Here is a 26151-nt window from a genome sequence, read left to right on the forward strand (position 1 = left end):
TTAGGCGCAAAGTGCCTTGAGTTCCTGAGACAGGTGATCGACATCGCCATACAATAAATTGCTGGCAACCTGCTTTTGTCCGCTTGCGGTTTCGATCAGCAGCGAGGGCACACCGTTTAATCCGAAACGCTGCATAAGACGTTGTGCCTGTTGGATGGTGTCCTGATAGGTCGCGTGTAGTTCGTTGGTCGGATGCGCAAACAGGTCTGCCGCGGAGCCAAGATCAAAATCGCGTAAAATTTTGATCAATATGTCGTTGTTTGTATTGTCCAGCCCATCGACATACCGCGCGTTCTGGAACGCTTTGAGTGCGGTAAATGTATGTTTTGGCGCGGTCATTTGGACCGCAGTGAGCGCAAGTCCGGCAGGACCTGAATCAAACGATCCGCCCGGCGTTTTCAGAACGTTATTTTGATATGCGGTGCTGAAAACCTGACCGGTTAACTTGGCGATACGTTGATCATTTTGCCACGCAAAGGATGCGAAACTTTCATCCATCTTGCGTGCGCCAGATCCGGCAAAAAGACCGGTTGGCATAAGCGTAACCGAGATATCAGACAGTTCATTCAGGCGTGTCATTGCGGGCTGTGCACCATAACACCAGCCACATAGCGGATCATAAAGATAGGTTAACTGCATCGTGAAACTCCTGTTTCGCGAACAATATCCCCTTTTGTATTGGGATAAAATATGGGTTAATAAAACAGACTGTATGGTTTTAGCTTACAAAGGTGTCTGGTGACAAAGGCGGGAAAGCAGTTCAATCTTAATCGGCTGGTGTATTTTTCTGCCGTTGTTGATACGGGTTCATTCACCCGTGCGTCAGATCGTCTAGGTGTGTCCAAAACCGTTGTCAGCCAACAGGTGGCCCGGCTTGAAGAAGAAATCGGGGCAAGTTTGTTGGTCCGCACAACAAGACGGGTCGAACCGACCGAGGCGGGGATATCGCTTCATGAAAGGTGCCAGCGCATTTTGCGTGAAGTCGATGATGCTTATGGTGAGTTGGCGCAAAACAATACCGAACCGCGCGGTATGTTGCGGATTACGGCGCCGAACGATTACGGGCACTCGGTCATTGCGCCCTTGACGGCGGCATTTTGTGCCAAGTACCCATCATGCCAGATTGACCTTGTTTTGACCGACAGTCGCGTTGACCCTGTTCTCAATCAGATTGATCTGGCCATTCGTGTTGGCTGGCTTGACAGTTCGAGTTTGCTTGCCCGGCGGGTTGGCGCGTTTGAACAGTTTTTGGTCGCAGCACCAGACATGGCAGAACTGCCCAATGTCGCACAGCCAGAAGATATTGAAAGCCTGCCCTACATCGCCAATACCGCCCTGAAAAACCCGCTGGCATGGGACTTTTCGCACGATAAAAATGGCACGCGATCTGTGCAGGTAAAGGCAAAATTAAGTGTGAATACCACTCCTGCGGCACTGTGTGTCGCGCGTGAAGGGGGTGGAGTATCTGTTTTACCCGATTTTCTGGTCGAGAAAGAACTTGCGTCTGGTGAGCTTGTGCATGTTCTACCCGATTGGCGTTTGCCTTCGGGGGGCATTTACGTTGTCTATCCGGCAATGCGGTTTCGACCGCCAAAGGTGACAGCCTTTGTCGAGATGTTGGTCAAAAAGGTCCGGCAAAAGAAACCGTGATTTTTGGTCCGGCAAAAGAAACCGTGATTTTTGGTCCGGATGGTGTGTTGGATTTAGCGAAATGTCGGGCGATTAAGACGGTTTTTCATCTGAGGGTGTTTTGGTCAGAAACGCCCGCGTCTGCTCAATCGCCTCGCGTAGACCCACCCGCTGAACGTCAACATCCTCGGGGAATGCGCCCAAAAGACGGGATGGCATGCGGTTGTCGAGCAGGACAAACACGCCGCGATCTTCGGCGCGCCGCACAAGACGACCAAACGCCTGTTTCATGCGAAGCCGGGTCAGCATGTCGTCGTAGCGTGCCCCGTGGAATGCCGCCTTGCGTGCGCGGTGCAAGATATCGGGGCGCGGCCATGGGACGCGGTCAAAGACAATCAGGCGAAGGCTGTCACCGGGCACATCGACCCCGTCGCGCACCGCATCGGTTCCGAGCAAGCAGGCATCGCGCTCGACGCGGAAAATATCAATCAGGGTGGATACATCCATGCCGTCAATATGCTGGGCCAGCAATTGCAACCCGGCATCATCCATCGGCCCGGTCAGGCGTTCGTAAATGGCGCGCAGGCGCGTGATCGCGGTAAACAGGCCAAGTGCGCCGCCGCCTGATGCCAAAAACAGTTCGCGATACGCCGCGGCAATATGGTCCGGGTTATCACGACCCAGATCATTGACAATGAACACGCGGGTTTGTTCGCGGTAGTTATACGGGCTTTTCATTGCCGCCCGGATGGCCGGAAGGGGCATGTGTGACGCCCCGGTGCGGTCCTCGGCCACGTGCCAGTCGAAATCCTCATCGCCGGTGCCATCGCGCAGTGTCGCCGATGTCACCACCATGCCATGTGCGGTGGGGGCAAGGGCGGATGTCAGGGGCAAGGTTGGGTCAAGATAATGGCGGTGCATGCCAACATCAAAATCGCGGCCAAACTGGCGTTCAATGGCAAACCATTCGACAAAGGTTTTGGGCGTTTCCTCGACCAGGGACGCCAGCATTTCGCGCCATGCAGCAACCTGCATGATGGCGCGCCGTTCGAGCGACCGGATCGCGGCGTCAAGGCGCTGACGTTCGGCCGATTCAAGTTCATCGGCCTTTTCGTCCAACATATGTGCGATGGTTTTAATCAGCAATTTTGCCGGTTTTTCCATGGCGGCAAGTGCACGGTCCAGATCGGCGGCACTGGCGAGAACTCCGTCAATGGCCGGTTTGCAATCGGTTTCAATTGAATAGCCACGGTCGCCATCCGCCGCACGGGCCAGCACCTGTGCGCGGACATGGGCCAAAAAGGCCTCAGCCGGGCCTTTGGCATGTTCCGATCCATCATGAATGCGCGACAGCCACCCCTGTTCGGGCAAACATTGGGCGGCGACAATCACCGCATTGACCGCATCGCGCAGCTCATCGCGATCAACAATCAGGGTTTCAAGCCGTTGTTTTAAACCGCGTGCGCGCGATGATCCTTTTTGCTCCGCCCCCAAAAGCCAGCGGCGCAGTTCCTGGCCTTCCTGCCCGGTCAGATGGGCGGAAAAGGCCTTATCAGCGGCATCAAACAAATGATGGCCTTCGTCAAAGACATAGCGCGATGGCATGGAGGCATCATCCAGCCCACCGAGGGCGGCCTGCACCATCACCAGCGCATGATTGGCGACAACGATTTCAGCGGACCGCGCACGGCGCACGGTTTTTTCGATAAAGCAGCGCGAATAATGCGGGCAGGCGGCGTAAATACATTCGCCGCGCTGATCGGCAAGCGCGCCGGTAAAGCGGTTGCCGATCAATTCGGTCAGCCATGCCGGGAAATCCCCGCCGACCATGTCGCCATCACGGGTATGCAATGCCCAGCGCGCAATCAGGCCAAGTGGCGTTGCCTGATGGGGTTGCTGATTAAGTGGCCTTTGGGCTTCTTCGAAATTCAAAAGGCAGAAATAGTTTTCCCGGCCTTTACGGACCACGGCCTTAAGCCGTTTGTCCTTGGGATCGGTATAAAGGCGGTCTAGTTCCTGATCAATCTGGCGCTGCAAGTTTCGGGTGTAGGTTGAAATCCACACTGCACCGTCGTTTTTCTGTGCCCAGAGCGATGCCGGCGCAACGTACCCCAACGTTTTGCCCGTCCCCGTTCCGGCCTCGGCCAGAACAATATTGGGCGCGCCATCATGAAGGCGCGGGCCAAAGGCCGAACAAACCGATGACGCATAATCGGCCTGTTGCGGGCGTTCTTCGGCACCCTCGCCCAGAAGTTCTTTCAGGCGTTTACGCGCGTCCTTGGGATCGACCGGATTGTTGGCCGGCGGCGGGGGCGGGGCATGTTCGGCCCATTCACCAAGTTTCTTCCAGACTTTCAATCCTTCATAGACCGCATAGCGATGCGGCCCGTCGCCATCGGCCCCCAAGGCGGCCAGAACCGGCACACCCCACGGCCAATGTCCGCGCGCCATCGGCCATGCGATGGCAAGGGCGGGGGCGCGTTTGTTGCGATGAAGGGTGGCAAGTTCCTGCAAAAGGCGTTTCATCGCCTCGGCCAGGGCTTCGGCCTGTCCGATCAGATCGTCACAGGGTTTTTGCCCGGTGGCCAGCGCAATGCCACGCGGGGTCGGCACACAAAATTGTGCCGGGCGGACAAAGGCAAACAGTTCGAGCAAATCATGGGCCGGAAACGGATCGGTTTTCAAACGCCGCGCGCAGGCAGGCGTATGCACCAAAATCGGGCGGGTTGACCGCGCCCGTTTGGCCGCCGCGCCATGGGGGAGTTCTTCAATCTCGCCATCGGGGGATAAAAACACAGCATGGCGCAATCCAACGACCATGACCGGCGCGTTGGGCGGATTGAAACGGGGTGTGTTTTCGTCGGAACGATCATCGAACATTTGAGGCACTATAAGCAGACAGACGCAGTGGCGCCACAGGGGAAATTGACCTATGTTTGAATTTATACCGCAAGAATATTTCGTGAACGGGGGAGAATATGGACTGGTTCAAAAATATAGCAATTAATCTGCATGCTAAGGGCCCCGCTGCTGTTCTGATTTCTTTAATTTTCGCGATTGCGGCTTTAGGACTGTGGGGGCAAGGTGACTTAGCGGAGATAGCGTTAAGCATTCTTGGGTTTGCTTTTGGAATGCTAGGGCTCTCGTTAGCAAGCAAAGTTAATTAGAATATGGCACCGCCCAATACCCGCAATCAACACTTCTGGCGCGACAACGCTTTGCCGTTCGTTGAACTGCGCCGTGTCGCGGATGGGCGGGCGGTATGTTATGAGCGCCACAGCCACGATACGTTTTCGATTGGTACGGTAAAGGGTGGCTACAGCACCTATTGGAACCGGGGTAAAATCCATGAAACGCAGGCCGGATCGGTGGTGATCCTGAACCCCGAAGATGTGCATGGCTGCAACCCGGTGCCGGGGGCGGACTGGTGTTATGACATGTTGTTTGTCGACCCGGACTGGCTTTTGGATCTCCAGATTGAAATTGATGCCGATGCGGCGGGAAAGTTTGCGATGTTTTCCGATACGCTCAGCCACGATCCGCGTCTTTATGCCGGGTTGCTGGGGCTTGCCGATACGTTAAGTGATCGCGATACAGATGTGCTGGGCAAGGAAACGGCACTGGTGTCGTTCTTTGGTGATTTGCATGTGCAGCTTGACGGTACGGGCGTTCTGGACCGGCAGGTCAGCCTGCATACCGGGCGCAAGATGGCCGAGGTTTGTGATTATATCCGCAGCCGATGCCATGAAAATGTCAGTCTGGATGATATTTGTGGGGCGGTTGGCTATTCACGGTCTTATTTGGTGCGGGTGTTCAAAAAGACATTTGGCATGACGCCCTATGCCTATTTGATCAATTGCCGCGTTCAACGGGCCCGCCATGCGTTACGGCGTGGGCAAAAGATCGCCGATGTTGCCCTTGAAACCGGCTTTGCCGATCAGGCCCATTTTCAACGGATGTTTAAACGCCTGATGGCGGCGACCCCGCGCCAATATGCACGTGCGCAGGAAATGGCCGCCTGATTTTCCCGACATAAAGTACATGGATGCCCGCCTTCGCGGGCATGACAAATTTGAGGGACGTTTCAAGTTCCCGTCATTCCCGCGACGGCGGGAATCTTTTTGAGGCATAACCCGTGCTGCCAGCCGTACGGCTTACCCCAAAATCAAATACACTGCACTGGCCGCCAGTAATCCCGCCATCACCCGGTTAAATAGGCGAATGCGCGATGGCTCGCCCAGAAAACGGCCCAGAAACGCCCCGGCATAGGCCCAGCAGGCGACCGAGGCGAAGCACACGACAAAATAAATCGCGGTAAATTCCCAGATCAGGGTCGGCGCACCGGACGCGGCATAAGCGCCCATCCCCGCAATGGAGGCCAGCCAAGCCTTGGGATTAACCCATTGCATCAGCGCCCCGGTGATGGCCGAGGGGCCGGACCCGGCATCGCGTTTACCAAGTTCGCCGCTGCTGACAAACAGCTTCCACGCCATGAACAGCAAAAACGCCACCCCGGCCCATTGAATGATCGTGGTCATTTGCGGAAAGGTGGTCAGCAATTCATGCAGGCCCAGCCCGATCAGAAGCAGCAACAGGCAAAACCCCGCCGTGGCACCAAACACCAGATGCAGTGACGCACGGAAACCAAACTGCACCCCGGAGCTTAGAGCAATGATATTGACCGGGCCGGGGGTGATGGAGGCGGCAAGGGCGAAGGCCGCCATGGACAGATACAGGCTTATGGGGATTGTGCTGGTGGCGGCAAACATGGGGCGTTTCCTCTGATCGGCTTGGTGGTATTCTTTGCCGTCAGAATGGCGCATCGGGTGCCGGGTTTATTGAACGAAATTGCTCTTTTGCTGTTTTCATTCAGATATTCAGGCCCCAGGTCAAAAAAAAACGCAACGGAACGATGGGTTCGGTTGCGTTAGTTTTTGGCCGTCAGTGGTCTGAACCCGTTCAGGTTCGTTGGTAGGTCGGTCGTATATTGGTTCTAACTCAGTTCCATCAACAGGCTTGCGCACGAGGCGGCAATTTCATCTGTTGGTGCATCGCTGCCGGGCATGGTGGCCCAGCCTTTGGCGATGACGAAATCATCCCGCTTATATGAGCTTTCCTCTTTTAAGGCGGCAAGCTGTTCGGTTTGATTGTTAGGTGTGAGCATTTTGAACTGGGCAACGCAAATCGGGGCCATGGCTGCGATTGCCGATTGTTTGCCGCTGTCGTCTGCCATCTCTTGTGCTGTGCTGCCCGATACGACTGTATCGGTGCTAAAGCCGACAATCGTGATCAGGGCTGCACCGATAATGCCGCCCCATATTCCGGGTTTGACCCATGCGGGGATTGTAACTGGCATAATAAAAATTCCTTACTTCAAACGATGATAAAGTATTTTACGTCACGATATGAAATATAAGGGAAACATTATTTTAAAATAATAGCGAATGAATTATATTTTTATATTCAAATTATCAATGTCGTTGACATTAAATTATTTACACTAAAAGAAAAAATACTTAATTTTATTTTCGATTATTTTCATTTTTTTGATCAGTTTGAAATAATGGATGCGATCCATGTCGCGCCCCCGGCAATCAGAGTATAGCGCGCCGCCTTGCCAATGGTGACAAGGATCAGAAACGGTACAAAGCGCACACGCATGACACCGGCAAGCAGGGTCAACGGATCGCCAATGACCGGCAACCATGCCAAAAGCAATGACCAAAGCCCGTATTTGCCAAACCAGTGTGATGCCCGATCCAGCGCATCGGGAGTGATCGGAAACCAGCGGCGGGTTTTGAAACGATCAACATAAAGGCCGAGTGCCCAATTCACCGTTGATCCCAAAACATTCCCCGCTGTTGCAACCGCCACCAACCCCCACACAGCATGATCGCCCGATGCCACCAATGCGGCCAAGGCCGCCTCGGATGTGCCGGGCAGGAGGGTGGCGGAGGTGAAGGCCGACAGAAACAGCCCGACCATCACTGTGAATGTTGTGATCATGAGGTTCGATAGACCGGATTTCATGGTGGGTCCAGTGGAATTGCCGTCACAAGTTCCGACTGGTCGCGTCTATGCCATGCAACGTTACAACGGGCAGCATATCATGACAGACAGCGCAAAAATCACCGGGTCGATTGCCGAGGTGGGCAAGCTTACAAAGTCGGTGATCACCGACGTACAGGCACGACCGGATTACTCCGGATCACAAACGTTGAAGGCCTTGGCAAGTCAGCTAAGGGCGTTCTCGCAGGACGTTCTCAACAACGAAACCTCGGGCACCACCGAGAGTTATCAGGCGCTTAGAAAGCAGGCATCGGGGCAGATTATTCCAGAGATTCACAAGTTGAATGACGCCAATATCGAAATGGCAAACCTTGGTCAACTCAACACAAAACGGCTTGTTAAGCCATCGGTTCTCCAATCTGAAAATGCGATACTCCAGAAGTATCTGAACGCGTTGGAGGCAATGATCGCGCTGATCGGCGCACCTCAGACATCAAGTGCATCGACCTCCACAAGTACGTCAAGCTCCACGTCATCGGGTTCTCCGAGTTCGGCAAACAAGCCTGCGCAGACGTCTTCCGATCCACAAAAAGATACAACCAAACCATCTGAAACAGCAAAACCCGGCGCGGCAGAGAGCGTGATGGCTCCACCAAAGAGCGGGCAGGTGTTCAAGGGGACGCCAACATTCAAAGATGTTCAGACATACCAACAGCTTGTCAGTGCGTCTGCCTTGAGCGTATCGGGTGACCAGTAACCGCAATCAGGAGATCCAAGATGTGGAATGTCGATATTACTGACCGGTTACCGGCAACCATTAATGGGGTGAACCGTAATCTGGTGGTGAAGTTTAACAACAGCTGGGTGCATGTTTCAGATAATGGCCATGATCATGATTACCTCATGGTCTATCGGGCGATGGTTCATCACCCATTCGCCAACCCGGCCCCGACGTTGCCGGGACAAGATGGAACGCCATGGGCTTTTGGTTGGGCGCCACCAGTTGGTGATGCGGTGCATGAGGGGCAGGTGCCAGCTGTCCGTACAGGTCGCTATTTCGACGGTGTTGGCATTGCCCATGTCCGGATCACGGATAATCAGAACGATCCGGCGAATGCGATTAACGTTTTGCATGATGTCATTCTGGACGACACAGACGGTTTCGAGGATCCCCGTATTTTTCATGCGAATGGACAATACTATTTACATTCGCACCGCTATCAGCCGTCAACTGTTTGGGCTGCACCCGCGCCGGAAGTCAACGTCTTCCGTACCCGCGGGGAGCGCCAACAACCAATCGTGCCGGATGAAGGTGGCAACCGCAGCTTGTTTGTGAAAATCAACGAACTCAATGTTGATATTGCGAATAACGCCTACACGTTAGGGCAGGGATACTTTTACGGGCTCAATCGTTCGACCAATTTCGAGAAAAACTATGGATTTTTCGAAGATGGCGGGGGCATTGGTGCGGTTTATGGTTTGTCGCAAGGCGGTTCGCCACTGACGGTTTTCTCAAGCTATGCGATTTGCCGCGGTGGGATTTATTGTATAGCGCGTGAGCCAAATCCCGGGGATTGGGTGCTGCGGACCCAAACCTACATCAATGAAATGATGTTGCGTGATCTTTCCGTCGTGATGTTTTCATCAAGCGGGCCAATGATTGGTAACAACGCAAATAACAGTCTGGCAGGTGTCGGGCACGTCAAAATCTTTCATCGGCGTATACTGGCGTATGCGGAGCTCCTTTCTCAGATGGTGGCGCATATCGCGTTGGAGACTCTTGGAAGAAATTTCGCAAATGCGACCGCAGCCTATGATGCATATCGTGCCGACGATCAATTTGCCCAAGCCGTACGGGGGGGACTGCAAAACCATCCCGAAATGTGTGATCAACTCATTGCCGACTTTGTTGGTGTTGATGCCGGGGCGGTAACTGCAGATGACCGAAATCGTATTGTCTTGTGCTTTGACAGGCAGTTCTTACGCAGTTCGTTGGTGAATTTGGTTGTTAGTGCATATGGCGTTCAGCCAGGCCACATAATGCCATGGGCCGGTAATTTACTGCCAAACCCTTATGCTGGTGGGAATGTTATCTTCCATCCGCAATGTTTCTATCTCAGCTTTTTCTATGAGATTGCCCAGAATGACAAACGGCTCGTTCGGATGTCAGATGCTTTCCTTATCTACGATAATAATAATCCAAGGTTCTTGCAATTTGCCGAGAACCTCGCGGTATGTGGAAACGGGCTTATCATGGGATTTGGTGAAGATGATAACCGTGTGAAGTTATTCAGTCTGTCTCAGGATGAGTACAATAACGCGATGATTCATACCGCCCAAAACTTCGCGCCTCAGAACTATAGATTTAATGTGGTCGATGTGGCGCAAACTGTTCTGCACTAATGCGGCTGTCACAACGCTACGCCGGACGAACAAAGGCCCGGCGCATGTCGCCAATTATGATTTCAGCGAAAATTTACGCACATCAAGCGGTTCGGCAAGGATTTCATCTTTGCTGTCGGCAAAGGCGCGCAGGTAAGGTTGTTCGAAGTGAAGGGCGAGATCTTCTTCGGACCGCCAGTTTTCATAGGCCATCCAGACCGCAGGATCGTCCTTGGACTGGTGCATGTCATAACTGATGCAGCCTTCTTCGGCGCGCGATGGTTCGACAAGGGCCAAAAGGCGTTTGCCAAGTTCTTCTTCCATGCCCGGTTTTGCGCGTGAAAAGACGACGAGGGTAAGCTGGTTTGACATACGGGTTTCCTGATTCTGAACAGTATTTTTTGATGGGGCCGATCATCGAAGGACATCGCCGATCGGGCAACTGTTATTTGCCAACCGACAAAAGAAAGGCCCGGTGCAGGGGAACACCGGGCCTGTAATTGCCGGTCGGCGATTTGGGGGGGATGCCGACCAGCAGGGGGGAACTTTAAGGTTAGGCGATGGTGGTTGTTACATCAACATTGCCGCGGGTTGCATTGGAGTAAGGGCAAATGGTGTGGGCGGTTTCGACCAGTTTTTCTGCATCGGCCTTATCAAGACCCGGAAGCGAGACCTTCAGCGTTACCGCAAGGCCAAATCCACCAGCGGAACGTGGGCCAATGCCAACTTCTGCATTGACTGATACGTCATTCGGGACCTTGATCTTGGTCTGGCCGGAGGCTGCTTTCATCGCGCCGATAAAGCAGGCGGAATAGCCCATGGCGAAAAGCTGTTCAGGGTTGTTGCCCTCACCGCCAGCACCGCCAAGTTCCTTTGGCGTGGTCAGTTTGACATCGAGACTGCCATCATCGGTTTTCGCACGGCCATCACGGCCACCGGTGGCAGAAGCATGCGCGGTATATTTGACTTCAACAGACATGGTTTTCATCCTTTGTTTGAACAGTGGTTCGGTGGTGGTGAGCGCCCGGCTGTCTAGGTTCGTTCCCAGATGATATGTCGCCGGGCGGCGGCGGGCGCAACTGCACCCGCCTGAAATAATGTGAAACTTTCGTGATCACTTCCCGTGAAGGGCGGTGTGCAGATACTGTCCGGCCTGCGCAATTGCGCCTTTGGCCGCAGGTGTATCAGCCAGAACATTGAGCATGACAAAGTCGTGGATCGTACCGTTATAGCGGGTCACGGTCACATCAACGCCAGCCTGTGACAGTTTCCGGGCATAGGCTTCGCCTTCGTCACGCAGAACATCATTTTCAGCCGTGATCACGAGTGCTGGTGCCTGACCCGACAGTTGGTCGGCGGTAGCATGGATCGGGGTGATTTTTGGATCCGTGCGATCAGCGCCTTCGGGCAGATACTGGTTCCAGAACCAGTCCATCGCCGGTTTGGTCAACCACGGGCCATTGGCAAAGCTGGTATAAGACCCATTGTCAAAATCGGCGTCAGTGACCGGGTAAAACAGAACCTGTGCGGTGATGTCCGGCCCGCCGCGTTCCTGTGCCAGCAAGGACACCACGGCGGTCATATTGCCGCCAACACTGTCGCCGGCAATCGCCAGACGGGTCGGGTCAACATTAAGCTGCTCACTGTGTTCGGCGACATATTTGGTCACCGCGTAATCCTGTTCGATGGCAACCGGATAGCGCGCCTCGGGGGAGCGTTCATAATCAACAAACACAAGGGCGGCATTGGCGCGCACAGAGAGTTCACGCACCAGTCGGTCATGCGTGCCAGTATCGCCCATCACCCAGCCAGCCCCGTGGAAATAGACAATCACCGGCAGTCGGTCAGTATTGCCCTGTGGGCGGATGATCCGGACCTTGGTCGCACCCGTCGGGCCAACGGCAAAGGTGGTGTCGGTGATGTCAACGGCCGGTTTGGCAATCTCGCCAGACTGGGCACCCGACAGAACGCCACGGGCTTGATTTGGTGTCAGGGTATAGATCGCCGGGCCACCAGATGCCGACAGGGCATCAATGAATTTCTGGGTGGTGGGTTCAAGAACCGGGTCGGCCAGTGCGGTGGTGGCAGACAGTGCAGTGGTTAAGGCAATCGCAGCAGAAGCAACTTTGGTTTTCAGCGGGCTCATGATTTCGATCCTTTTAAGGGGCCGTCTTAACCGGCCGGTGTTTCGTTTTGGTGATTAGTTTATCGCATACGATTTAATCGCGTACGATATAAATATGGGAATGTCAGCTATGTGAATAAATCGTTTGTAATTTAATCGTGTGCGATTTAAATTAATCGGCTTTGAGTCGCATGATGATTGCTGGTGCGGGACTGTCAGGGTGCTTTTAAAGGGCCGTACAGTCCGGAATTCCCAAGATCAGATCGGCCGGATATTTCAAAAACGGGATGAAGCCAATGGATGACGCGTCAAAAGAAGACTTTCTGGATCTTGAAAAGTTTTTGTGCTTTTCGGTATATGCGGCCAGCCATGCCTTTAACCGCATCTATAAACCGCTGCTTGATCAGCTTGGCCTGACCTATCCGCAATATCTGGTGATGGTCAGCCTGTGGCAGGAAGACGATCAATCGGTGCGCAGCATCGGGCAAAAGATGTTTCTTGAGTCCAGCACGCTGACCCCTTTGCTTAAACGGCTTGAGGCAAATGGCCTTGTCGTGCGCAAGCGTGATCCGGAAGACGAACGTTCGGTGCGCGTACGCCTAAGCGTTGAAGGAAAGGCATTGCGAGAAAAGGCCGAGGAAATCCCAGCCTGCATTCTTGATGCGACCGGACTGGACATTGAAACCGCCAAACGGTTGAACCGTGACTTGCAGGAGCTTCGCACGCAGCTTGAACGTGGTGCGAAGAAGCTGTAACGGACCTAATGCACCTTTGCCTTACGGTCGTGGTGATAGGTCAGTGCCCAGCCAAGGGCGGTTTTAAGGGCTGCTTCGGGCAGGGGCGTATCAATCGGCAGGATGATCGCCCGGTTGCCCTCGCAAGTCAGATCGGCCGATAAAAGACTGCGCGTGCGGTCAATCAAATCGGTTTTGCAATCAAAGAACACCATCACCTGATTTGGTGACTTTTCCTTCCAGTCGGCGCGGATGGTGATGCCCGATCCAGATTTTGGTCGCCATGCCGGTTCACCCCATTTCAGGCTTTCGTCCAGCGTGTTGACACTTGCCTCGTCCCCGGCGATTTCAAAGATCCAGCGCCGGATGGTCAGAAGCATCTGACGCGGTTTGTCGGGATATGTGGCAAATTTCGCCGCCACATCGGTGGTGGCGAAATCAGGGGGCATCACCATAGCCATTCTTTCCGTGCTGACGTTACATGCTGCCCATCTGGTTGCTCAGCGTTTGCACCAGCAACCAGACACCGACCACAATAAAGGTCAAATGCTGCATCAAAACCGCCGGTGCGATCAGGCTTTTGTTGGACCGCGCAAGGGTGCCAATGGCATGAAGGGCGCGGGCGATAAACAGAATGGCGGCCACCAGCCAGATGGTGGTTGAGGTTGCAAGCACCGCCTCAAGCGCCAGAACAAGCAGGATGCACATCGGGGCATTTTCAATAAAATTGCCGTGTGCGCGGATACGGCGGCGCAACACCAGATCATCGCCATCGCCAAGGGCAACGCGAAGTTCGCGGCGGCGCAGGGAAACATTCAGGCTTAACGCCGTCAGCATCAGTGCAAAAAGTGCGGTCAGGCAGATCGTCACGGGAAGCGGCAACATGATGCGGTGTCCTTATTTGAATGGGCCTAAATGGTTGCGGCAATTCAACCACCGAATGGTTCAGGGATCAACAAAATGAAAAAGGCGGCACCGTCACATGGTGCCGCCCTGATGAAATCCATGGTCCTGATCCTAGATATTGCGCAGGCGATCAAGGAAGTTTCTGACCTGTTCGTCAAGGTTGCGGGCTTCTTGTGCCAGTTGGGTTGCCCCGGCCTGCACATTTGATGCGGCATCCCCGGTTTCGCGCGATGTATTGCGCACGATCCCGATGGAGGAGGAGACTTCGTTTGTCCCGGCTGCTGCCTGTTGAATGTTACCCGAAATTTCCGCCGTGGCCGCCCCTTGTTGTTCAACGGCCGATGCAATGGCGGTGGCAATTTCATTGATGCTTGAAATCGTTTCGGTGACCCGGCCAATTGCCCCGACAGTATTGTGGGTTTCTGACTGGATCGAGCCGATTTGCTGGGCGATTTCATCGGTGGCCTTGGCCGTCTGATTGGCAAGGTTTTTGACTTCTTGTGCGACCACGGCAAAGCCTTTGCCTGCTTCACCGGCACGGGCGGCCTCAATCGTGGCGTTCAGGGCCAAAAGGTTGGTTTGGGCGGCGATATCACTGATCAGGCTGACGACTTCGCCAATGCGGTCGGCCGCCTCGGCAAGGCCGGTGACCATGGTGTTGGCATTGGATGCCTCGGTCACGGCGGTACTGGTGATGTCTGATGATTTTGCCACCTGGGAGCTGATTTCCTGAATGGAGGCAGACAGTTCTTCGGTGGCCGATGCGACGGTTTGAACGTTTGCACTGGCCTCATCGGCGGCAGCGGCAACGACAACGGCCTGTTCGGAACTTTGATCGGCCGCCGTGCGCATCCGGCGCGAGACCTGTTCCATGTTTTCGGCACTGTCAGACACATTGACAACAATACCGCCGACAGATTTTTCAAACTCGTCAGCCATCTGATGGCGGGTCCGGTTGCGCTCATCACTTGCGCGTTTTTCGGCGGCAAGCTTTTCCCGTTCGGCTTTTTGCATGCCTGCGGATGCTTCCTTGAACGATTCAAGTGCCTTGGCAATTGCACCGATTTCATCGGACCGATCCAGATAAGGGATCTGGACGGAAAAATCACCCTGTTGCAGATGGTCAATAACACCCGCCACACGGGTCATCGGACGGGCGACAAGGCCTTTGGTTAAGAACAGAATGACACCAATCACAATCACCAACAAGACCATCCCGCCAATCAAGGTCGCGTTGCGCAGGTCATCGGCCGGGGCGAAAACGGTGGCCAGCGGCACATTGACAACCACGCCCCATTTGTTCGGGTATCCGTCAATTTCGACGGGCACAATCATGTGCATGGTTGTGGCGTCATCAATCCGGCGCGGTTCGCCCGATTTCATGGCATCAAGAATGGCGGTCTGAACCGCGTCAGCCGGATCAAGTTTGGTGCCGCGAATATCTGCATTTTCATGTGCAACCCATGTGCCTTGCGCCGAAACAAGGTTGACCGTGCCGGTACCAAACGGGGTCAGTTCGGCAAACCGTTCCGACAGGGCGTTGAGTTCAAGATCGGCACCGAGAACACCAAGGAACTTTCCGGCCTGATCCTGCACCGGATAGACGAATGAGGTCAGAACCACGTCGCGTCCCTGAATGTCATAGGTGATGGCATCGGTGACATAGGGCAGATTGGTGGCCTTGGGGGCGGTGTAGTATTCGTTTACTTCGGGGTTATCAAGACCGGTCAGGTGATAGGGCGTAATGCCTTCCCCGAAGTTATAGTAATAGGTCACATATTGACCCGTCCCGTCGCCAAACGGTTCGCCTTCGCCCTTGTAATCGGCATCCTTGCCGTCAAGCGCGTTGGGCTCAAACCCCGACCATGCCCCGGCAAGGGACGGATTATCGGTCAGGGTACGGTTGAGTATTTCGTTATAGGCCGCGCGGTCGGTGCCACCCTGTTCGCGAATGGCACGAAACGTTCCGGCAAGGTTTTGCGCCACCGACATCCCGCCATTCAGAACGTGACCGGCCTGTTCGGCGTGGTAAAGCGCAACCGATCTGGCTTCACCAACGGTGAGTTCTTCGGTGGTGTTGCTGGTTTCAAGCGTTTGAAGAAAAATACCAACAATCAGGCAGGCGGCAATGGCAAGCGCACTGACAAGTGTCAATTTCGCGCCCAGCGACAGGTTAGAAAAGCGCATCAAACCACATCCTTTTCGGCCTATGCTTTTGGGTGATATTAGAAATATGGATATGCATCCCAAAGTTTCAATAATTTGGCCGAAACGCACAAGCAGTTTTGCGCGTGAGCCTATTCTTTGGTGGTTGGCTGCTATTTGCACTGAAAATTTGCGAGATGGGGAAGACGGATTTATGAAATATTCTGACAGGAATTAGCCGGTCATGTGGCAGCCATGCGCAACAGATGCTTGATCTGCGGTGTGGTGCGGTATAGCTTCGCGCACGCACGGGATCCGGGTGACCCTGCGCCGTCAAGATTTCCAAAGAATTCAACGATCCAACTGACAAACAAGGTTTCAAAAATGACAGCCGATCTTCGAGATGCCGCACTTAACAGCAACGTCTGGGCCTTTCAGGAAGCCAGCAAGCTGGTCAAGCGGTATAAACAGAAGGCGCCTGAAAAGGGCTATGTCCTTTTTGAAACCGGTTATGGTCCGTCGGGTTTGCCCCATATCGGGACGTTTGGTGAAGTTGCGCGCACGACCTATGTACGCCGCGCGTTCGAAACCATGTGCGATATCCCGACCAAGCTTTTCTGCTTTTCCGATGACATGGATGGGCTTCGTAAGGTGCCTGACAACATTCCCAACAAGGAAATGGTTGGCGAGCATCTTGGTAAGGCATTGACAAGCGTGCCTGATCCGTTTGGCACCCATGAAAGCTTTGCCCATCATAACAATGCGCGTCTGTGCGATTTCCTTGATGGATTTGGCTTTGAATATGAATTCAAATCATCGACCGACTGTTATCGTTCGGGCATGTTTGATGCGGCTTTGTTGCGTCTTCTGGAACGCTATGACGCGATCCAGAAAATCATGCTGCCGACGCTTGGCGAAGAACGTCAGGCGACCTACAGCCCGTTCATGCCGGTTGAACCGGGCACCAACAAGGTTCTGATGGCCAAGGTGACCGAGCTTAAACCTGAAACCGGCAGCATTGTTTACGAACATCCTGAAACCGGTGATCTGGTTGAAACGCTCGTCACGGGTGGCAATTGCAAACTGCAGTGGAAACCCGACTGGGCGATGCGTTGGTATGCACTGGGTGTTGATTATGAAATGGCCGGCAAGGACCTTATTCCGTCGGTTGAGCTTGGCAACAAGATCGTCAAGGCACTGGGCGGCACCCCGCCAGAAGGCTTTAACTACGAACTGTTTTTGGACGAGAACGCGCAGAAAATCTCGAAATCCAAGGGCAATGGCATTTCGATGGAAGACTGGCTGAAATATGCGCCCGAAGACAGCCTGTCGCTGTTCATGTTCCAGAAACCGAAAACCGCAAAGCGCCTGTATTTCGACGTCATCCCGAAAACCGTCGATGAATATCTGACGTTCGCCGAAAAGCTCAAATCCGAAACCGACCCGACCAAGATTTTGCAAAACCCGGCCTGGCACATCCATGCCGGAACCGCGCCGGACCGCGAAATTCCGCTATCCTTTGGCATTCTGCTGAACCTGGTGTCGGTCTGTAACACCGAAGATCGTGATCTTCTGTGGAAGTTCATTTCGCGTTATGCCACGGGCGCAACGCCGGAAAGCTCGCCGTATTTGGATAAGCTGGTTGGCTATGCGATCAACTATTATCGCGACTTCGTTAAACCGTCGAAAAAATACCGCGCTGCGACCGAGGCCGAGCAGACCGCACTGAAAGACCTGCGCGACGCACTGTCAAAAATCGAACAGGGTACGGAGCCATCCGACATTCAGACCGAAGTTTTCACCGTGGGCAAAAACCACAATTATGAAAACCTGCGCGAATGGTTCAAGACGCTGTATGAAATCCTGCTGGGGCAGGAACAGGGCCCGCGCATGGGCTCCTTCATTGCCCTTTATGGTCTTGAGGAAAGTGTTGCGCTGATCGACCGGGCGCTGGCGGGCGAAGACCTGAGCGCCTGACGAACACGGGTTTGACACGAAAAAGCAAAACGGCCCGCCATTGGCGGGCCGTTTTTTGTGGTATGTTAACGGAGCACCGCGGCTTTTACGGGCCTTTAATTTTTGGGGGCCTCAGCCGGTTTTGTGGGGGGAGTAGGGAAAACCTTATCAAGTGTCGCTTTGGTTATTTCAGCGACCTTATTTTCGATCGCATCATTGATTTTGGCTTCAATCTCGCTTGGCAATTCCTGATCCGTGCCCTTGATGATTTCAAGCGCCATGAGCATGGTCGCTGAATCCATGGCGGCTTGATCGGCCGCGACATATTCCCCCGGGCTTGTGACATTATTCATATAGGCAAAGCAATTATAAGACCGGGCATCGCGATAGAATTGAAGGGCTGACGTTCTTTTAAGAAGGGGGGCAACCTTTTCTGCAACACTGCGTGCCACCGTTGCGTTTGCCTTGATATCCCCCTGACCAGCATCAATTTGCGCCAGAAGGCTTGATGTGATGGCAACCGCAACATCGGGCGGCGGTTCAGGGCATACCCGTGACGTGCTATCAAACTTGGCGACAACTGTGCGGTAGGATGCGGTGGTTGACAGTGCGCCAACTTTGGCTTCGCCCAGCAGGGCGCTGCCACCGACCACTTGATCCTGAATGCCGCTGCTGCAAGCCCCCAATGACAAAGCCATCGCCCCCGCAACGGACAGTGTTAAAATCCTTAAACCGTACTTCATTACAATTTTCCTGCATGTGTGTGCGGGGCGGAAGTATCAGATAAGCCTAATTCTATTTAGCGAAGTTAAGCAAGTGATAAATCAACCCGTAATTGATTTATTGCTTCTAGCTGTTTTACGTGCAAGGGGCTGCCGTTGTCTTAGGAGGGGGAGTTTTGAGCAGGGCAGCAAAACTTGTACCACTGCCCAGCTTCTCGTTCAACTAAGATGGCGGCAAATAACGCCGCCAGTTTTGATCTTCAAATGGGCTTAGTACGATGTGGCGGGCCTTTTGCCAGCCAAAGCCAAACGCCATGACCAGACCACCCACAACAAAACAGACCAGTGCAACCGTGATGGATGGATCGATGGCGGCTTGATTGAAGCCGGAATTGGCCAGATAGCCGACATAGATCAGGCCGCTGATGATCGGCGACCGACGGTCGAGAAACAGCGAAAACAGCATCGCGATGATAATCACCGGGATCATCACAAGGGCAGCGGCATCAAACAAAGCGGCGACCGAATGAATGGTCATCGGTGCGCCGATGACATAAAGCCAGAAGGCGCATTCGGCCCAGCCATTAACCCGCTTGGGGTCCTTGGTGTTGACCACAACGCCCAAGGCCAGCAACAAAAGCCCCGTCAGCGTGATCATGTAATCAAGATACTGGTTCAGGCTTTGCCCGAACGCGGTCAAAAGCAGCGACCACAATACCCCGACAATGCCAAACGCAATCAGGGCAAAAGATACCGGCAGGCGATAGCGCAGGAAAAAACCGACCTGAAAGGCAAAGCCGATGATGGCAACCAGAAGGGCGGTATTGACCGATGTGCTGCCGAACGACCAAACGTCATCAAGATTGAAAAATTCTGCCGATGTTCCGACCATGCGCATATAGAGCATCACGGCATAGATCATCAATGTCGCGCACAGCGACACCATGATGACGATTGAGGGCAATGTCGCCTTAAGCTTCCCCGCGACATATTCCGCCAGCACGACAAACCCCGCCATGGCGACAAGTGGCGCGATCCAGAAAACGGCATCGTTGGAATAAAGACCCCACAAAATGAACCAGCCGATGCTGAGAACGGTAATGCCCAGCGCAAGGAAGATGTCATTCATCCCGCGAAACAGGGTGAATTTTTCGGTTTCAATTGCCTCTGGCGCGTGGCTTGTCAGAAACTGCGCAAGGGTCACATAGGCCGCACGATCGAGTACGCCTGCAGATACGGCGGCTTCGATATCGGCAAGCGAGTATTGGTTGTTTTTCACAAATTGGCTCCGGCCCGTCTTTCAAAGGTTTCTGTGTGAAATCTGATACAGCCCAGACCCTAAGACAAATATAATTTTTGGGTATCAAAGCCGGTCCTGACAGTTCCGTGTGTCGTTGCGCGGCCGACCCTAACTATATGATGGTGCTATGGGGCATCCTGCTTGACATTCAAAGCGACGATGTCATGATTAAGTAAGTTAACTTACTTATGTAGTTTCAGGTCAATGGTTGAAAAACTGACATCGGTACAAAAACGCCAAAAACTTGCCCGTGCGGCGATGAATGTGATCTGGCGCGATGGCTATCACGCCGCCACCATTCAAACCGTTGCTAAAGAAGCCGGCTTGCCTGCCGGGGGCGTGTTTTACCGGTTTCCCAAAAAGCATGATCTGGCACAGGCGGCGATGGAAACCATGGAAGGCGAGTTTACCCCGCTTTTGGCGACCATCGCGCCCGGCGGCACGGCACAAAAGCGTGTTTCGGTATTTTTTGATTATCTGGATGCCATGACACCGCGCCGGGTTGTGCACGGCTGCCCGGTGGCAAAGCTGATGCTTGATATCCCGGCAGATGACGGGTTTGACGCCACACGTAAAACCGGACAGGCGATTTTCACATCCCTGATAAACTGGCTGGCCGATAACTTTACACAAGATGGCATATCGGATGATGCCGCCCAAAAAGCGGCACGCCGGATCATACTGCGCTGGCAAGGGGCGATTGTTTTGGCGCATGCGATGAACGATCGGGGCATTCTTGATGACGAGATTGCGGACCTTCGCCAAACCGCCGAAAGGACGCTGACCGCGGGAGCGGCATAACCTGCCATCATGAAACCAAATTCTGTTGATGGTATTGTTGTCCCCGAACGTCATATAAACAAAGACAGTTTCTGGTTGAAGCAAAGGGACCGACATCATGCAGATAGTGAAAACCGCCATCGCAGGCATTCTGGTCGGAATGCTGGCGGCCTGTGCCAGTGGGCCAAAGGTCTATATCGATGCCGACCCGGCCGCCGATTTCAGCCGCTATCAAAGCTTTGCCTTTTTCGAAGGGGCAGGAAAATCGGCTGAGGAAAAATACACAACCCTGTCAGGTCAGCGGATCGAGGATGCCATCAGCACGGCACTTGAAGCACGCGGATACCGTGTTGACATCAACAACCCTGATTTCCTTGTGAACTTCCATCTCAAGACCGAGGAAAAAACCCAAACCTCGCCACCGGTCTATATGGGCGGATATTATGGGTATCGCGGCGGCATGTATGTCGGCTGGCCGGGCTATACGGAGCCGGGATACACCAGTACCTATACCGAGGGCACGCTCAGCATTGATTTCGTGGATCGCCGTACCAACCAGATGATCTGGGAAGGGACGTCTGTTGGGCGTGTGACCAGCTCTACGCGTGATGCACCCAATGAAGCCGTGCGCACGGCTGTGGCCTCGATCTTTGCCAAATACCCCTATGTCGCGGGCAGCAGCGTGCCGGTTGCGCCGACGCAGTAAAAGACAACAGGCCTGTATTGGGCATAAAAAACGGGTCGGAATTTCCGGCCCGTTTTGTATTTGTATGGACGCGATGGGCGCAGTCTGTGGGTTTAAAGCGTTTTGCTTTTAATATGGCACATATCCGGCAGCCCTGAAGAAGTTCCAGCATTCAATCTGTTGATAGAGGTCACAGATATTTCCGATTGCAGAGATGAGGTCTCCGTAGGTTCTGGCGCCTATCCGCCGGAGATGAGATTTCAGCTTTGAGAAGGCCAGTTCAATAGGATTGAGGTCGGGACTATAAGGCGGAAGGAAAAGAAACCAACAGCCTTGAGCTTTAAGGGTTGCAGCGGCACGCGGGCTTTTATGAGTACTGAGATTATCGAGAACAACGATGGTTCGCGGTTCGAGCAAGGGAGCAAGTTGAGTTTCAATGTAGGTATCAAATGCTGGACCATTCATCGCACCTTCTATGATCCAGGGCGCAATTAAAGCATCGCTGGTCAAGCCTGCGATAAACGTTTGCGTCCGCCATTTACCGAAGGGAGCCGGGCCATAGAGCCTCTCGCCGACGGGGGATCTGCCGCGCAACCGTGTCAGATTGGTTTTGACCGAGGTTTCGTCAATGAACACCAGTCGGTGCGGTTCATGTCGCATGCGAGGTTGGCGTCCGTTAATCCACAATCGCCTGTCTCTGACAATATCGGCACGTTCGCGCTCAATGGCGATCAGGCCTTTTTTTATATGAATAGTTGGCTCGTTTGAGGGCACGATGGATCGAGGAGAGGTGTGCAGAAACGCCTTTATCCTCTCGCAACGCATCTGCCAACTCTTGCAAGGTGATATCTGGTTCGCTCTGAAGCCGCCCTATCATAAACGCCATATGTGCAGCCAGTTTTCCGACTGTACCAGGCATACGACCTTGTGGTTTTGGCCCGATCTTGCCGCCATCTCGAGAAGCAGCAGCAAAACGCACCGCTGTGCTCGGGGACACCCCAAAGACAACCGCCGCCGCCCGTGCCGAATGCCCCTGTTTCACGTAGCTTACAATCCGTTCGCGAAGATCCACTGAATAAGGTTTGCCCATCAAACACCTCCTACTGGAAGTGAATCACATAAAATCAAAAAGGGGAATACCCTCTCTGATTCCTATAAAAGACAAAACGCTTTAGTCGGCGCTGGCCGCCGTGAACGCCGTATAAAGTTCCTGCGCGCGGCGCGTGATTGGGCCGGGTTGCAGGGCGCGTTCATCAAGTTTCACACACGGGGCGACTTTGTAATAATTGCCGGTACCAAAGATTTCGTCGGCGGTTTCAAGCTCGCTGTAAGTGCAGGTTTTCTCAACCACCTCGACACCATCTTTGCGCAAAAGGGTGATGACGCGCTGACGGGTCAGGCCGTTGAGGAACGTGCCGTTGATCGCCGGGGTATAGACCACATTGTCCTTGGAAAAGAACAGGTTGGCGTAGGAAAATTCGGCAACATTTCCAATCGGGTCGAGCATGACACCGGTGTCAAAGCCGTCATTGTTGGCTTCGGTCACAGCGCGCCCGACATTGGGATACAGGCACGCTGCCTTGGCCTCGGTCGGGGCACTTTCGGGCGATGGACGGCGGAAACTTGATTTGCGCGCACTAAAGCCGGTTTGCACGGCTGCTGGCATTTCAGTCACCGAAATGCACAAAACAAACTGTGCACTTTCAGGCACTGGCGCCAGAAACCCTTCGCCGCCATAGACAATCGGTTTGATATAAAGGGCCAGTTCCGGATCGAATTTTTTCACCCCTTCCTTGACCAGTGCGACAATTTCATCCGTGGTGATGGCGGGCTTTAAGCCCATCAGGTTGGCTGATCGGATGACACGGGCACAATGGGGGTGAAGATCGGGCATTTTGCCGTTCATGCGGCGCGCACCGTCAAACACGGTCGAGGCCATCCAGACACCATGGGTTTGCGGGCCCATGATGTTGGGGTTGCCTTCATGCCATTCACCCTTGAACCAGGTCCAGGTGGTGACGGTGCTGTCGGTGGCGGCGTGGCCCATGATGTGCTCCTGATGGTCTTTGGGATTGCCAAGGCGGACCTTGGTTTTTCGGTGTTGTGGCTGTTGTCGTATCTGTGGGGCAGTCTGTTATGTGGGCATCAGAATAGGATTTTTGCCCAAGGCGGGTCAAAGAAAAATGACAGCAAACGCGACCTATATATCCGATATGACAGTTTTATAAAGTTGTCGAAATGTGCACACGTGTGCGTTGGCGGCTGCGATGGGCTATGGTATGTGTGCTCTGTCCAGTAGGGGTGTCATAAGGAACCTGACCGTATGAGCGGTGATCGCCAGAAACCCGGTAACGGGGCGGAAAAGAAGGCGCATCAAGTGGTGACGTCTGCTGATGTCGCGCGCGAAGCGGGGGTGTCGCGGTCAACCGTGTCGCGTTGCATGGCCGATGATGAGCGCATTTCCGAGGCGACCCGTAAACGCGTTCAGGAAACGGCAGCCCAGCTTGGCTATCACGTCAACAAGATCGCCAGTTCAATGAACCGGCGTAAAAGCGACCTGATCGGGCTGGTAACATCCGGGCTGACGGATCCGTTTCGCATTGAGTTTCTTGATTGTCTGATCAGCCAGATTCAACAATCGGGATATCGCCCCTTGGTGATTGATGTCTCTGACCCGGACCAGATGGGGATATCGATGCTTAATCTGCTGCAATATCAGGTGGCAGGGGTTGTTGTAACGTCGGGAAGCCCATCCCCGGAAGTGGGGACTCATTACCTGAAACGAAATGTTCCGGTTGTTCTTGTCAATCGGGCAGGGCGTCTGGAGGGTGCTGATGTTATTAACTGCGATAACGTGCACGGGGGCGAACTGGCCGCAGATATGTTGCTAAAAAGCGGTAAAAAGCGCCTTGGTTTCCTGAATGTGCGGGGCGGTACCTATAGCGGCAATGTCCGCGGGGAGGCATTTGTTTCACGGATTGCACCGCGTCTTGCGGACGGTGGGATCAGTTTTACGTCGCTTGTGTGTGACAGTGCGGATTATGACGGTGGATTTCATGCCGGGCTCAAATATCTGACAGACCGGGAAAACGCGCCGGATGCGATTTTTTGTGCCAAGGACCATATTGCCCTTGGCCTGATGGATGCGGCCCGGTTTGAGCTGGGGCTGAAAGTTCCGGGTGATCTTGCCGTCATTGGTTTTGATGATATTGCCGCGGCCCGTCAGGGTGCCTATCAACTTACCACCGTGCGCCAGCGGGCAGATCAACTGGCCGCAATGACCGTCGAGCGGTTGCGCCGTCGCATCGGGGGGGATGAGCTTGGCGATGAACGGCTTGTTTTGCCCGTTGAATTTATCCGCCGCCAGACTGTCTGATCCCTGACGGCTCCTTATGAAGATTGGGACTCGTGAAGAACCGGACTTTTCATGCGCACGTGTGCATGTGATTGGGCGCATTTTGTGCCATAAGACAGGCAATCTCATTCGGTCTTCTGATGTCGTATTCTATGATTAAATTGTTTTAAAACAATGTTTTGTGTTTAATCCGTAGAATGTAAATTCCAAAGAATAGAATTTTTTTGTTATTTTTGAAGTTCTGTGATTAAATCCTCGCAGCACGTGATCCGCACCTTAATTGTGCACACGTGTGCATTCAACGAAATGCAAACGGGAGGAAACCCAAATGACGTTTAAAAATACTCTTTATGCCGGTGCTGCCTTTGTCGGACTGGTTGTTGCCACTGTCGGACCTGCCAATGCGGCGGGCCGCCTTAGTGTCATCTGCTCGGCCGATAACGAATGGTGCGAGATGATGGAAACCGCCTTCGAGCTTGAGCATGACATCGACGTTTCGATGGTGCGCAAAAGTTCAGGCGAGGCCTATGCGCAGGTGCGTGCCGAAGCCAGCAACCCGAAACTTGATATCTGGTGGGGTGGTACGGGTGATCCACACTTACAAGCCGCCGCAGAAGGCCTGACCGAAGAATATACATCGCCGCAACTGGGCGATCTGCAAGACTGGGCCGTGCGTCAGGCCAAGAATGCCGATAACAAAACAGTCGGTATTTATGCCGGTGCGCTCGGCATTGGTTATAATAACGATCTGCTTGCCAAAAAGGGCCTTCCTGCGCCGAAATGCTGGAAGGATCTGGCTGATCCAGCCTATAAGGGCGAAGTCCAGATTGCCAATCCAAGCTCGTCTGGTACGTCCTACACGACGCTTGCCACACTGGTGCAGTTGTTTGGCGAAGAAGAAGCTTTCGACTTTCTCAAAGAGATGCACAAGAACGTAAATCAGTACACCAAATCGGGCTCTGCCCCGATCAAGGCGGCTGCGGTTGGCGAAACCACGATTGGCATCACCTTCATGCATGACATGATTGCCCAGATCAAACAGGGTGCCAATTTGACCGTGGTGTCCCCGTGCGAAGGTACCGGGTACGAAGTGGGCTCGATGAGCATCATCAAGGGTGCACGCAACCTTGAAAATGCAAAAATCTGGGCCGAATTTGCCCTGTCTGCGCGGACGCAGTCCATTGCCGAGGACGCGCATAGCTATCAGGTCCCGTCAAACAAGGAAGCCCGCATTCCTGATGGGGCACCGCGCTTGGATGAGTTGAAACTCATTGATTATGACTTTGCCAAATACGGTGACGCGGAAGTCCGCCGTCATCTTCTATCGCGTTGGGATGATGAAGTGAAAAACGCGCCGCAATAATCGGCCTTTTTCCTTTTTCCGGACATCAGTGCAGTTCCGCCAACCCATCTGTGGGCGGGA

25 protein-coding genes are annotated in these 26151 nt (G+C 53.7%); 10 read left to right on the forward strand and 15 right to left on the reverse strand.

What is annotated here, in order from left to right:
• The gene (locus tag AC0VXT_RS05120; protein ID WP_475547763.1) at positions 1–639 is read right to left on the reverse strand and encodes a DsbA family protein; all 639 of its coding nucleotides are present in this window, start codon (positions 637–639) and stop codon (positions 1–3) included.
• 138 nt (positions 640–777) lie between these two features.
• On the opposite strand from AC0VXT_RS05120, the gene AC0VXT_RS05125 reads away from it, so the two are divergent.
• Positions 778–1650 carry a LysR family transcriptional regulator gene (locus AC0VXT_RS05125; protein WP_475548564.1) on the forward strand — a complete coding sequence of 291 codons (873 nt, stop codon included), beginning with the start codon at positions 778–780 and terminating at the stop codon, positions 1648–1650.
• 72 nt (positions 1651–1722) lie between these two features.
• Here the strand turns inward: AC0VXT_RS05125 and AC0VXT_RS05130 are convergent, their stop codons facing one another.
• Positions 1723–4509 carry an ATP-dependent DNA helicase gene (locus AC0VXT_RS05130; RefSeq protein WP_475547764.1) on the reverse strand — a complete coding sequence of 929 codons (2787 nt, stop codon included), beginning with the start codon at positions 4507–4509 and terminating at the stop codon, positions 1723–1725.
• Positions 4510–4799: 290 nt separating this feature from the next.
• Here AC0VXT_RS05130 and AC0VXT_RS05135 point away from each other — a divergent pair, with 290 nt between their 5' ends.
• Positions 4800–5651, forward strand: coding sequence for an AraC family transcriptional regulator (locus AC0VXT_RS05135; protein ID WP_475547765.1), 852 nt, complete (start codon positions 4800–4802; stop codon positions 5649–5651).
• Between the two features lie 132 nt (positions 5652–5783).
• On the opposite strand, the gene AC0VXT_RS05140 is transcribed toward AC0VXT_RS05135, so the two are convergent.
• The 3 genes from AC0VXT_RS05140 to AC0VXT_RS05150 all read right to left on the reverse strand — a co-directional run bounded on the left by AC0VXT_RS05140 (position 5784) and on the right by AC0VXT_RS05150 (position 7659).
• Complete coding sequence (locus AC0VXT_RS05140) at positions 5784–6398, reverse strand: LysE family translocator (RefSeq protein WP_475547766.1); 615 nt, start codon at positions 6396–6398, stop codon at positions 5784–5786.
• 224 nt (positions 6399–6622) lie between these two features.
• The gene (locus tag AC0VXT_RS05145) at positions 6623–6985 is read right to left on the reverse strand and encodes a hypothetical protein (protein ID WP_028791500.1); all 363 of its coding nucleotides are present in this window, start codon (positions 6983–6985) and stop codon (positions 6623–6625) included.
• A 194-nt stretch (positions 6986–7179) separates the two neighbouring features.
• The gene (locus AC0VXT_RS05150) at positions 7180–7659 is read right to left on the reverse strand and encodes a YqaA family protein (protein WP_475547767.1); all 480 of its coding nucleotides are present in this window, start codon (positions 7657–7659) and stop codon (positions 7180–7182) included.
• A gap of 10 nt (positions 7660–7669) precedes the next feature.
• Here AC0VXT_RS05150 and AC0VXT_RS05155 point away from each other — a divergent pair, with 10 nt between their 5' ends.
• Both AC0VXT_RS05155 and AC0VXT_RS05160 read left to right on the forward strand, forming a co-directional pair.
• Positions 7670–8395 carry a hypothetical protein gene (locus AC0VXT_RS05155; protein ID WP_475547768.1) on the forward strand — a complete coding sequence of 242 codons (726 nt, stop codon included), beginning with the start codon at positions 7670–7672 and terminating at the stop codon, positions 8393–8395.
• Positions 8396–8415: 20 nt separating this feature from the next.
• Entirely contained in the window at positions 8416–10041 is a 1626-nt protein-coding gene (locus AC0VXT_RS05160) for a hypothetical protein (RefSeq protein WP_475547769.1), read from the forward strand.
• A gap of 54 nt (positions 10042–10095) precedes the next feature.
• On the opposite strand, the gene AC0VXT_RS05165 is transcribed toward AC0VXT_RS05160, so the two are convergent.
• From AC0VXT_RS05165 to AC0VXT_RS05175, 3 genes are all read right to left on the reverse strand, one after another.
• A complete protein-coding gene (locus AC0VXT_RS05165) occupies positions 10096–10392 on the reverse strand; it encodes a putative quinol monooxygenase (protein WP_102784079.1) in 297 nt (98 codons plus the stop codon).
• 181 nt (positions 10393–10573) lie between these two features.
• The gene (locus tag AC0VXT_RS05170) at positions 10574–10999 is read right to left on the reverse strand and encodes an organic hydroperoxide resistance protein (RefSeq protein ID WP_475547770.1); all 426 of its coding nucleotides are present in this window, start codon (positions 10997–10999) and stop codon (positions 10574–10576) included.
• Positions 11000–11134: 135 nt separating this feature from the next.
• Positions 11135–12166, reverse strand: a complete 1032-nt coding sequence (locus tag AC0VXT_RS05175; RefSeq protein ID WP_475547771.1) for an alpha/beta hydrolase — start codon at positions 12164–12166, stop codon at positions 11135–11137.
• A 275-nt stretch (positions 12167–12441) separates the two neighbouring features.
• Between AC0VXT_RS05175 and AC0VXT_RS05180 the strand changes: the two genes are divergently transcribed.
• Positions 12442–12900, forward strand: coding sequence for a MarR family winged helix-turn-helix transcriptional regulator (locus tag AC0VXT_RS05180; protein WP_475547772.1), 459 nt, complete (start codon positions 12442–12444; stop codon positions 12898–12900).
• A 5-nt stretch (positions 12901–12905) separates the two neighbouring features.
• Here the strand turns inward: AC0VXT_RS05180 and AC0VXT_RS05185 are convergent, their stop codons facing one another.
• From AC0VXT_RS05185 to AC0VXT_RS05195, 3 genes are all read right to left on the reverse strand, one after another.
• A complete protein-coding gene (locus AC0VXT_RS05185; protein ID WP_475547773.1) occupies positions 12906–13334 on the reverse strand; it encodes a DUF1801 domain-containing protein in 429 nt (142 codons plus the stop codon).
• 22 nt (positions 13335–13356) lie between these two features.
• On the reverse strand, positions 13357–13764 hold the full coding sequence (locus AC0VXT_RS05190) for an MAPEG family protein (RefSeq protein ID WP_475547774.1): 408 nt from the start codon (positions 13762–13764) through the stop codon (positions 13357–13359).
• A gap of 132 nt (positions 13765–13896) precedes the next feature.
• Positions 13897–15972 carry a methyl-accepting chemotaxis protein gene (locus AC0VXT_RS05195; protein WP_475547775.1) on the reverse strand — a complete coding sequence of 692 codons (2076 nt, stop codon included), beginning with the start codon at positions 15970–15972 and terminating at the stop codon, positions 13897–13899.
• Positions 15973–16314: 342 nt separating this feature from the next.
• Here AC0VXT_RS05195 and AC0VXT_RS05200 point away from each other — a divergent pair, with 342 nt between their 5' ends.
• Positions 16315–17907 (forward strand): lysine--tRNA ligase, encoded by a 1593-nt coding sequence (locus tag AC0VXT_RS05200; RefSeq protein ID WP_475547776.1) that lies wholly within the window; start codon positions 16315–16317, stop codon positions 17905–17907.
• A gap of 95 nt (positions 17908–18002) precedes the next feature.
• Here the strand turns inward: AC0VXT_RS05200 and AC0VXT_RS05205 are convergent, their stop codons facing one another.
• Positions 18003–18629, reverse strand: coding sequence for a hypothetical protein (locus AC0VXT_RS05205; RefSeq protein WP_276653749.1), 627 nt, complete (start codon positions 18627–18629; stop codon positions 18003–18005).
• A gap of 202 nt (positions 18630–18831) precedes the next feature.
• Positions 18832–19887, reverse strand: a complete 1056-nt coding sequence (locus AC0VXT_RS05210; RefSeq protein ID WP_475547777.1) for a hypothetical protein — start codon at positions 19885–19887, stop codon at positions 18832–18834.
• Positions 19888–20112: 225 nt separating this feature from the next.
• Between AC0VXT_RS05210 and AC0VXT_RS05215 the strand changes: the two genes are divergently transcribed.
• Together AC0VXT_RS05215 and AC0VXT_RS05220 are read left to right on the forward strand one after the other, a co-directional pair.
• On the forward strand, positions 20113–20709 hold the full coding sequence (locus tag AC0VXT_RS05215) for a TetR/AcrR family transcriptional regulator (RefSeq protein ID WP_475547778.1): 597 nt from the start codon (positions 20113–20115) through the stop codon (positions 20707–20709).
• 97 nt (positions 20710–20806) lie between these two features.
• Positions 20807–21394: a DUF4136 domain-containing protein gene (locus AC0VXT_RS05220; protein WP_101302262.1), complete on the forward strand. Its 588-nt coding sequence runs from the start codon at positions 20807–20809 to the stop codon at positions 21392–21394.
• Positions 21395–21502: 108 nt separating this feature from the next.
• On the opposite strand, the gene AC0VXT_RS05225 is transcribed toward AC0VXT_RS05220, so the two are convergent.
• Both AC0VXT_RS05225 and AC0VXT_RS05230 read right to left on the reverse strand, forming a co-directional pair.
• Positions 21503–22463, reverse strand: a protein-coding gene (locus tag AC0VXT_RS05225; RefSeq protein WP_475547779.1) for an IS630 family transposase whose coding sequence is annotated in 2 segments (ribosomal slippage) — positions 21503–22117 and positions 22119–22463 — 960 coding nt in all. Because the reading frame shifts where the segments join, the coding sequence is not laid out codon by codon here.
• A gap of 81 nt (positions 22464–22544) precedes the next feature.
• Positions 22545–23420: a branched-chain amino acid aminotransferase gene (locus tag AC0VXT_RS05230; RefSeq protein ID WP_475547780.1), complete on the reverse strand. Its 876-nt coding sequence runs from the start codon at positions 23418–23420 to the stop codon at positions 22545–22547.
• Between the two features lie 276 nt (positions 23421–23696).
• Between AC0VXT_RS05230 and AC0VXT_RS05235 the strand changes: the two genes are divergently transcribed.
• Together AC0VXT_RS05235 and AC0VXT_RS05240 are read left to right on the forward strand one after the other, a co-directional pair.
• The gene (locus tag AC0VXT_RS05235; RefSeq protein ID WP_475547781.1) at positions 23697–24749 is read left to right on the forward strand and encodes a LacI family DNA-binding transcriptional regulator; all 1053 of its coding nucleotides are present in this window, start codon (positions 23697–23699) and stop codon (positions 24747–24749) included.
• Between the two features lie 307 nt (positions 24750–25056).
• Positions 25057–26091, forward strand: coding sequence for an ABC transporter substrate-binding protein (locus AC0VXT_RS05240; RefSeq protein ID WP_475547782.1), 1035 nt, complete (start codon positions 25057–25059; stop codon positions 26089–26091).
• Positions 26092–26151: the final 60 nt, after the last annotated feature.

It is taken from the genome of Thalassospira sp. Z349TD_5, from assembly GCF_056173045.1.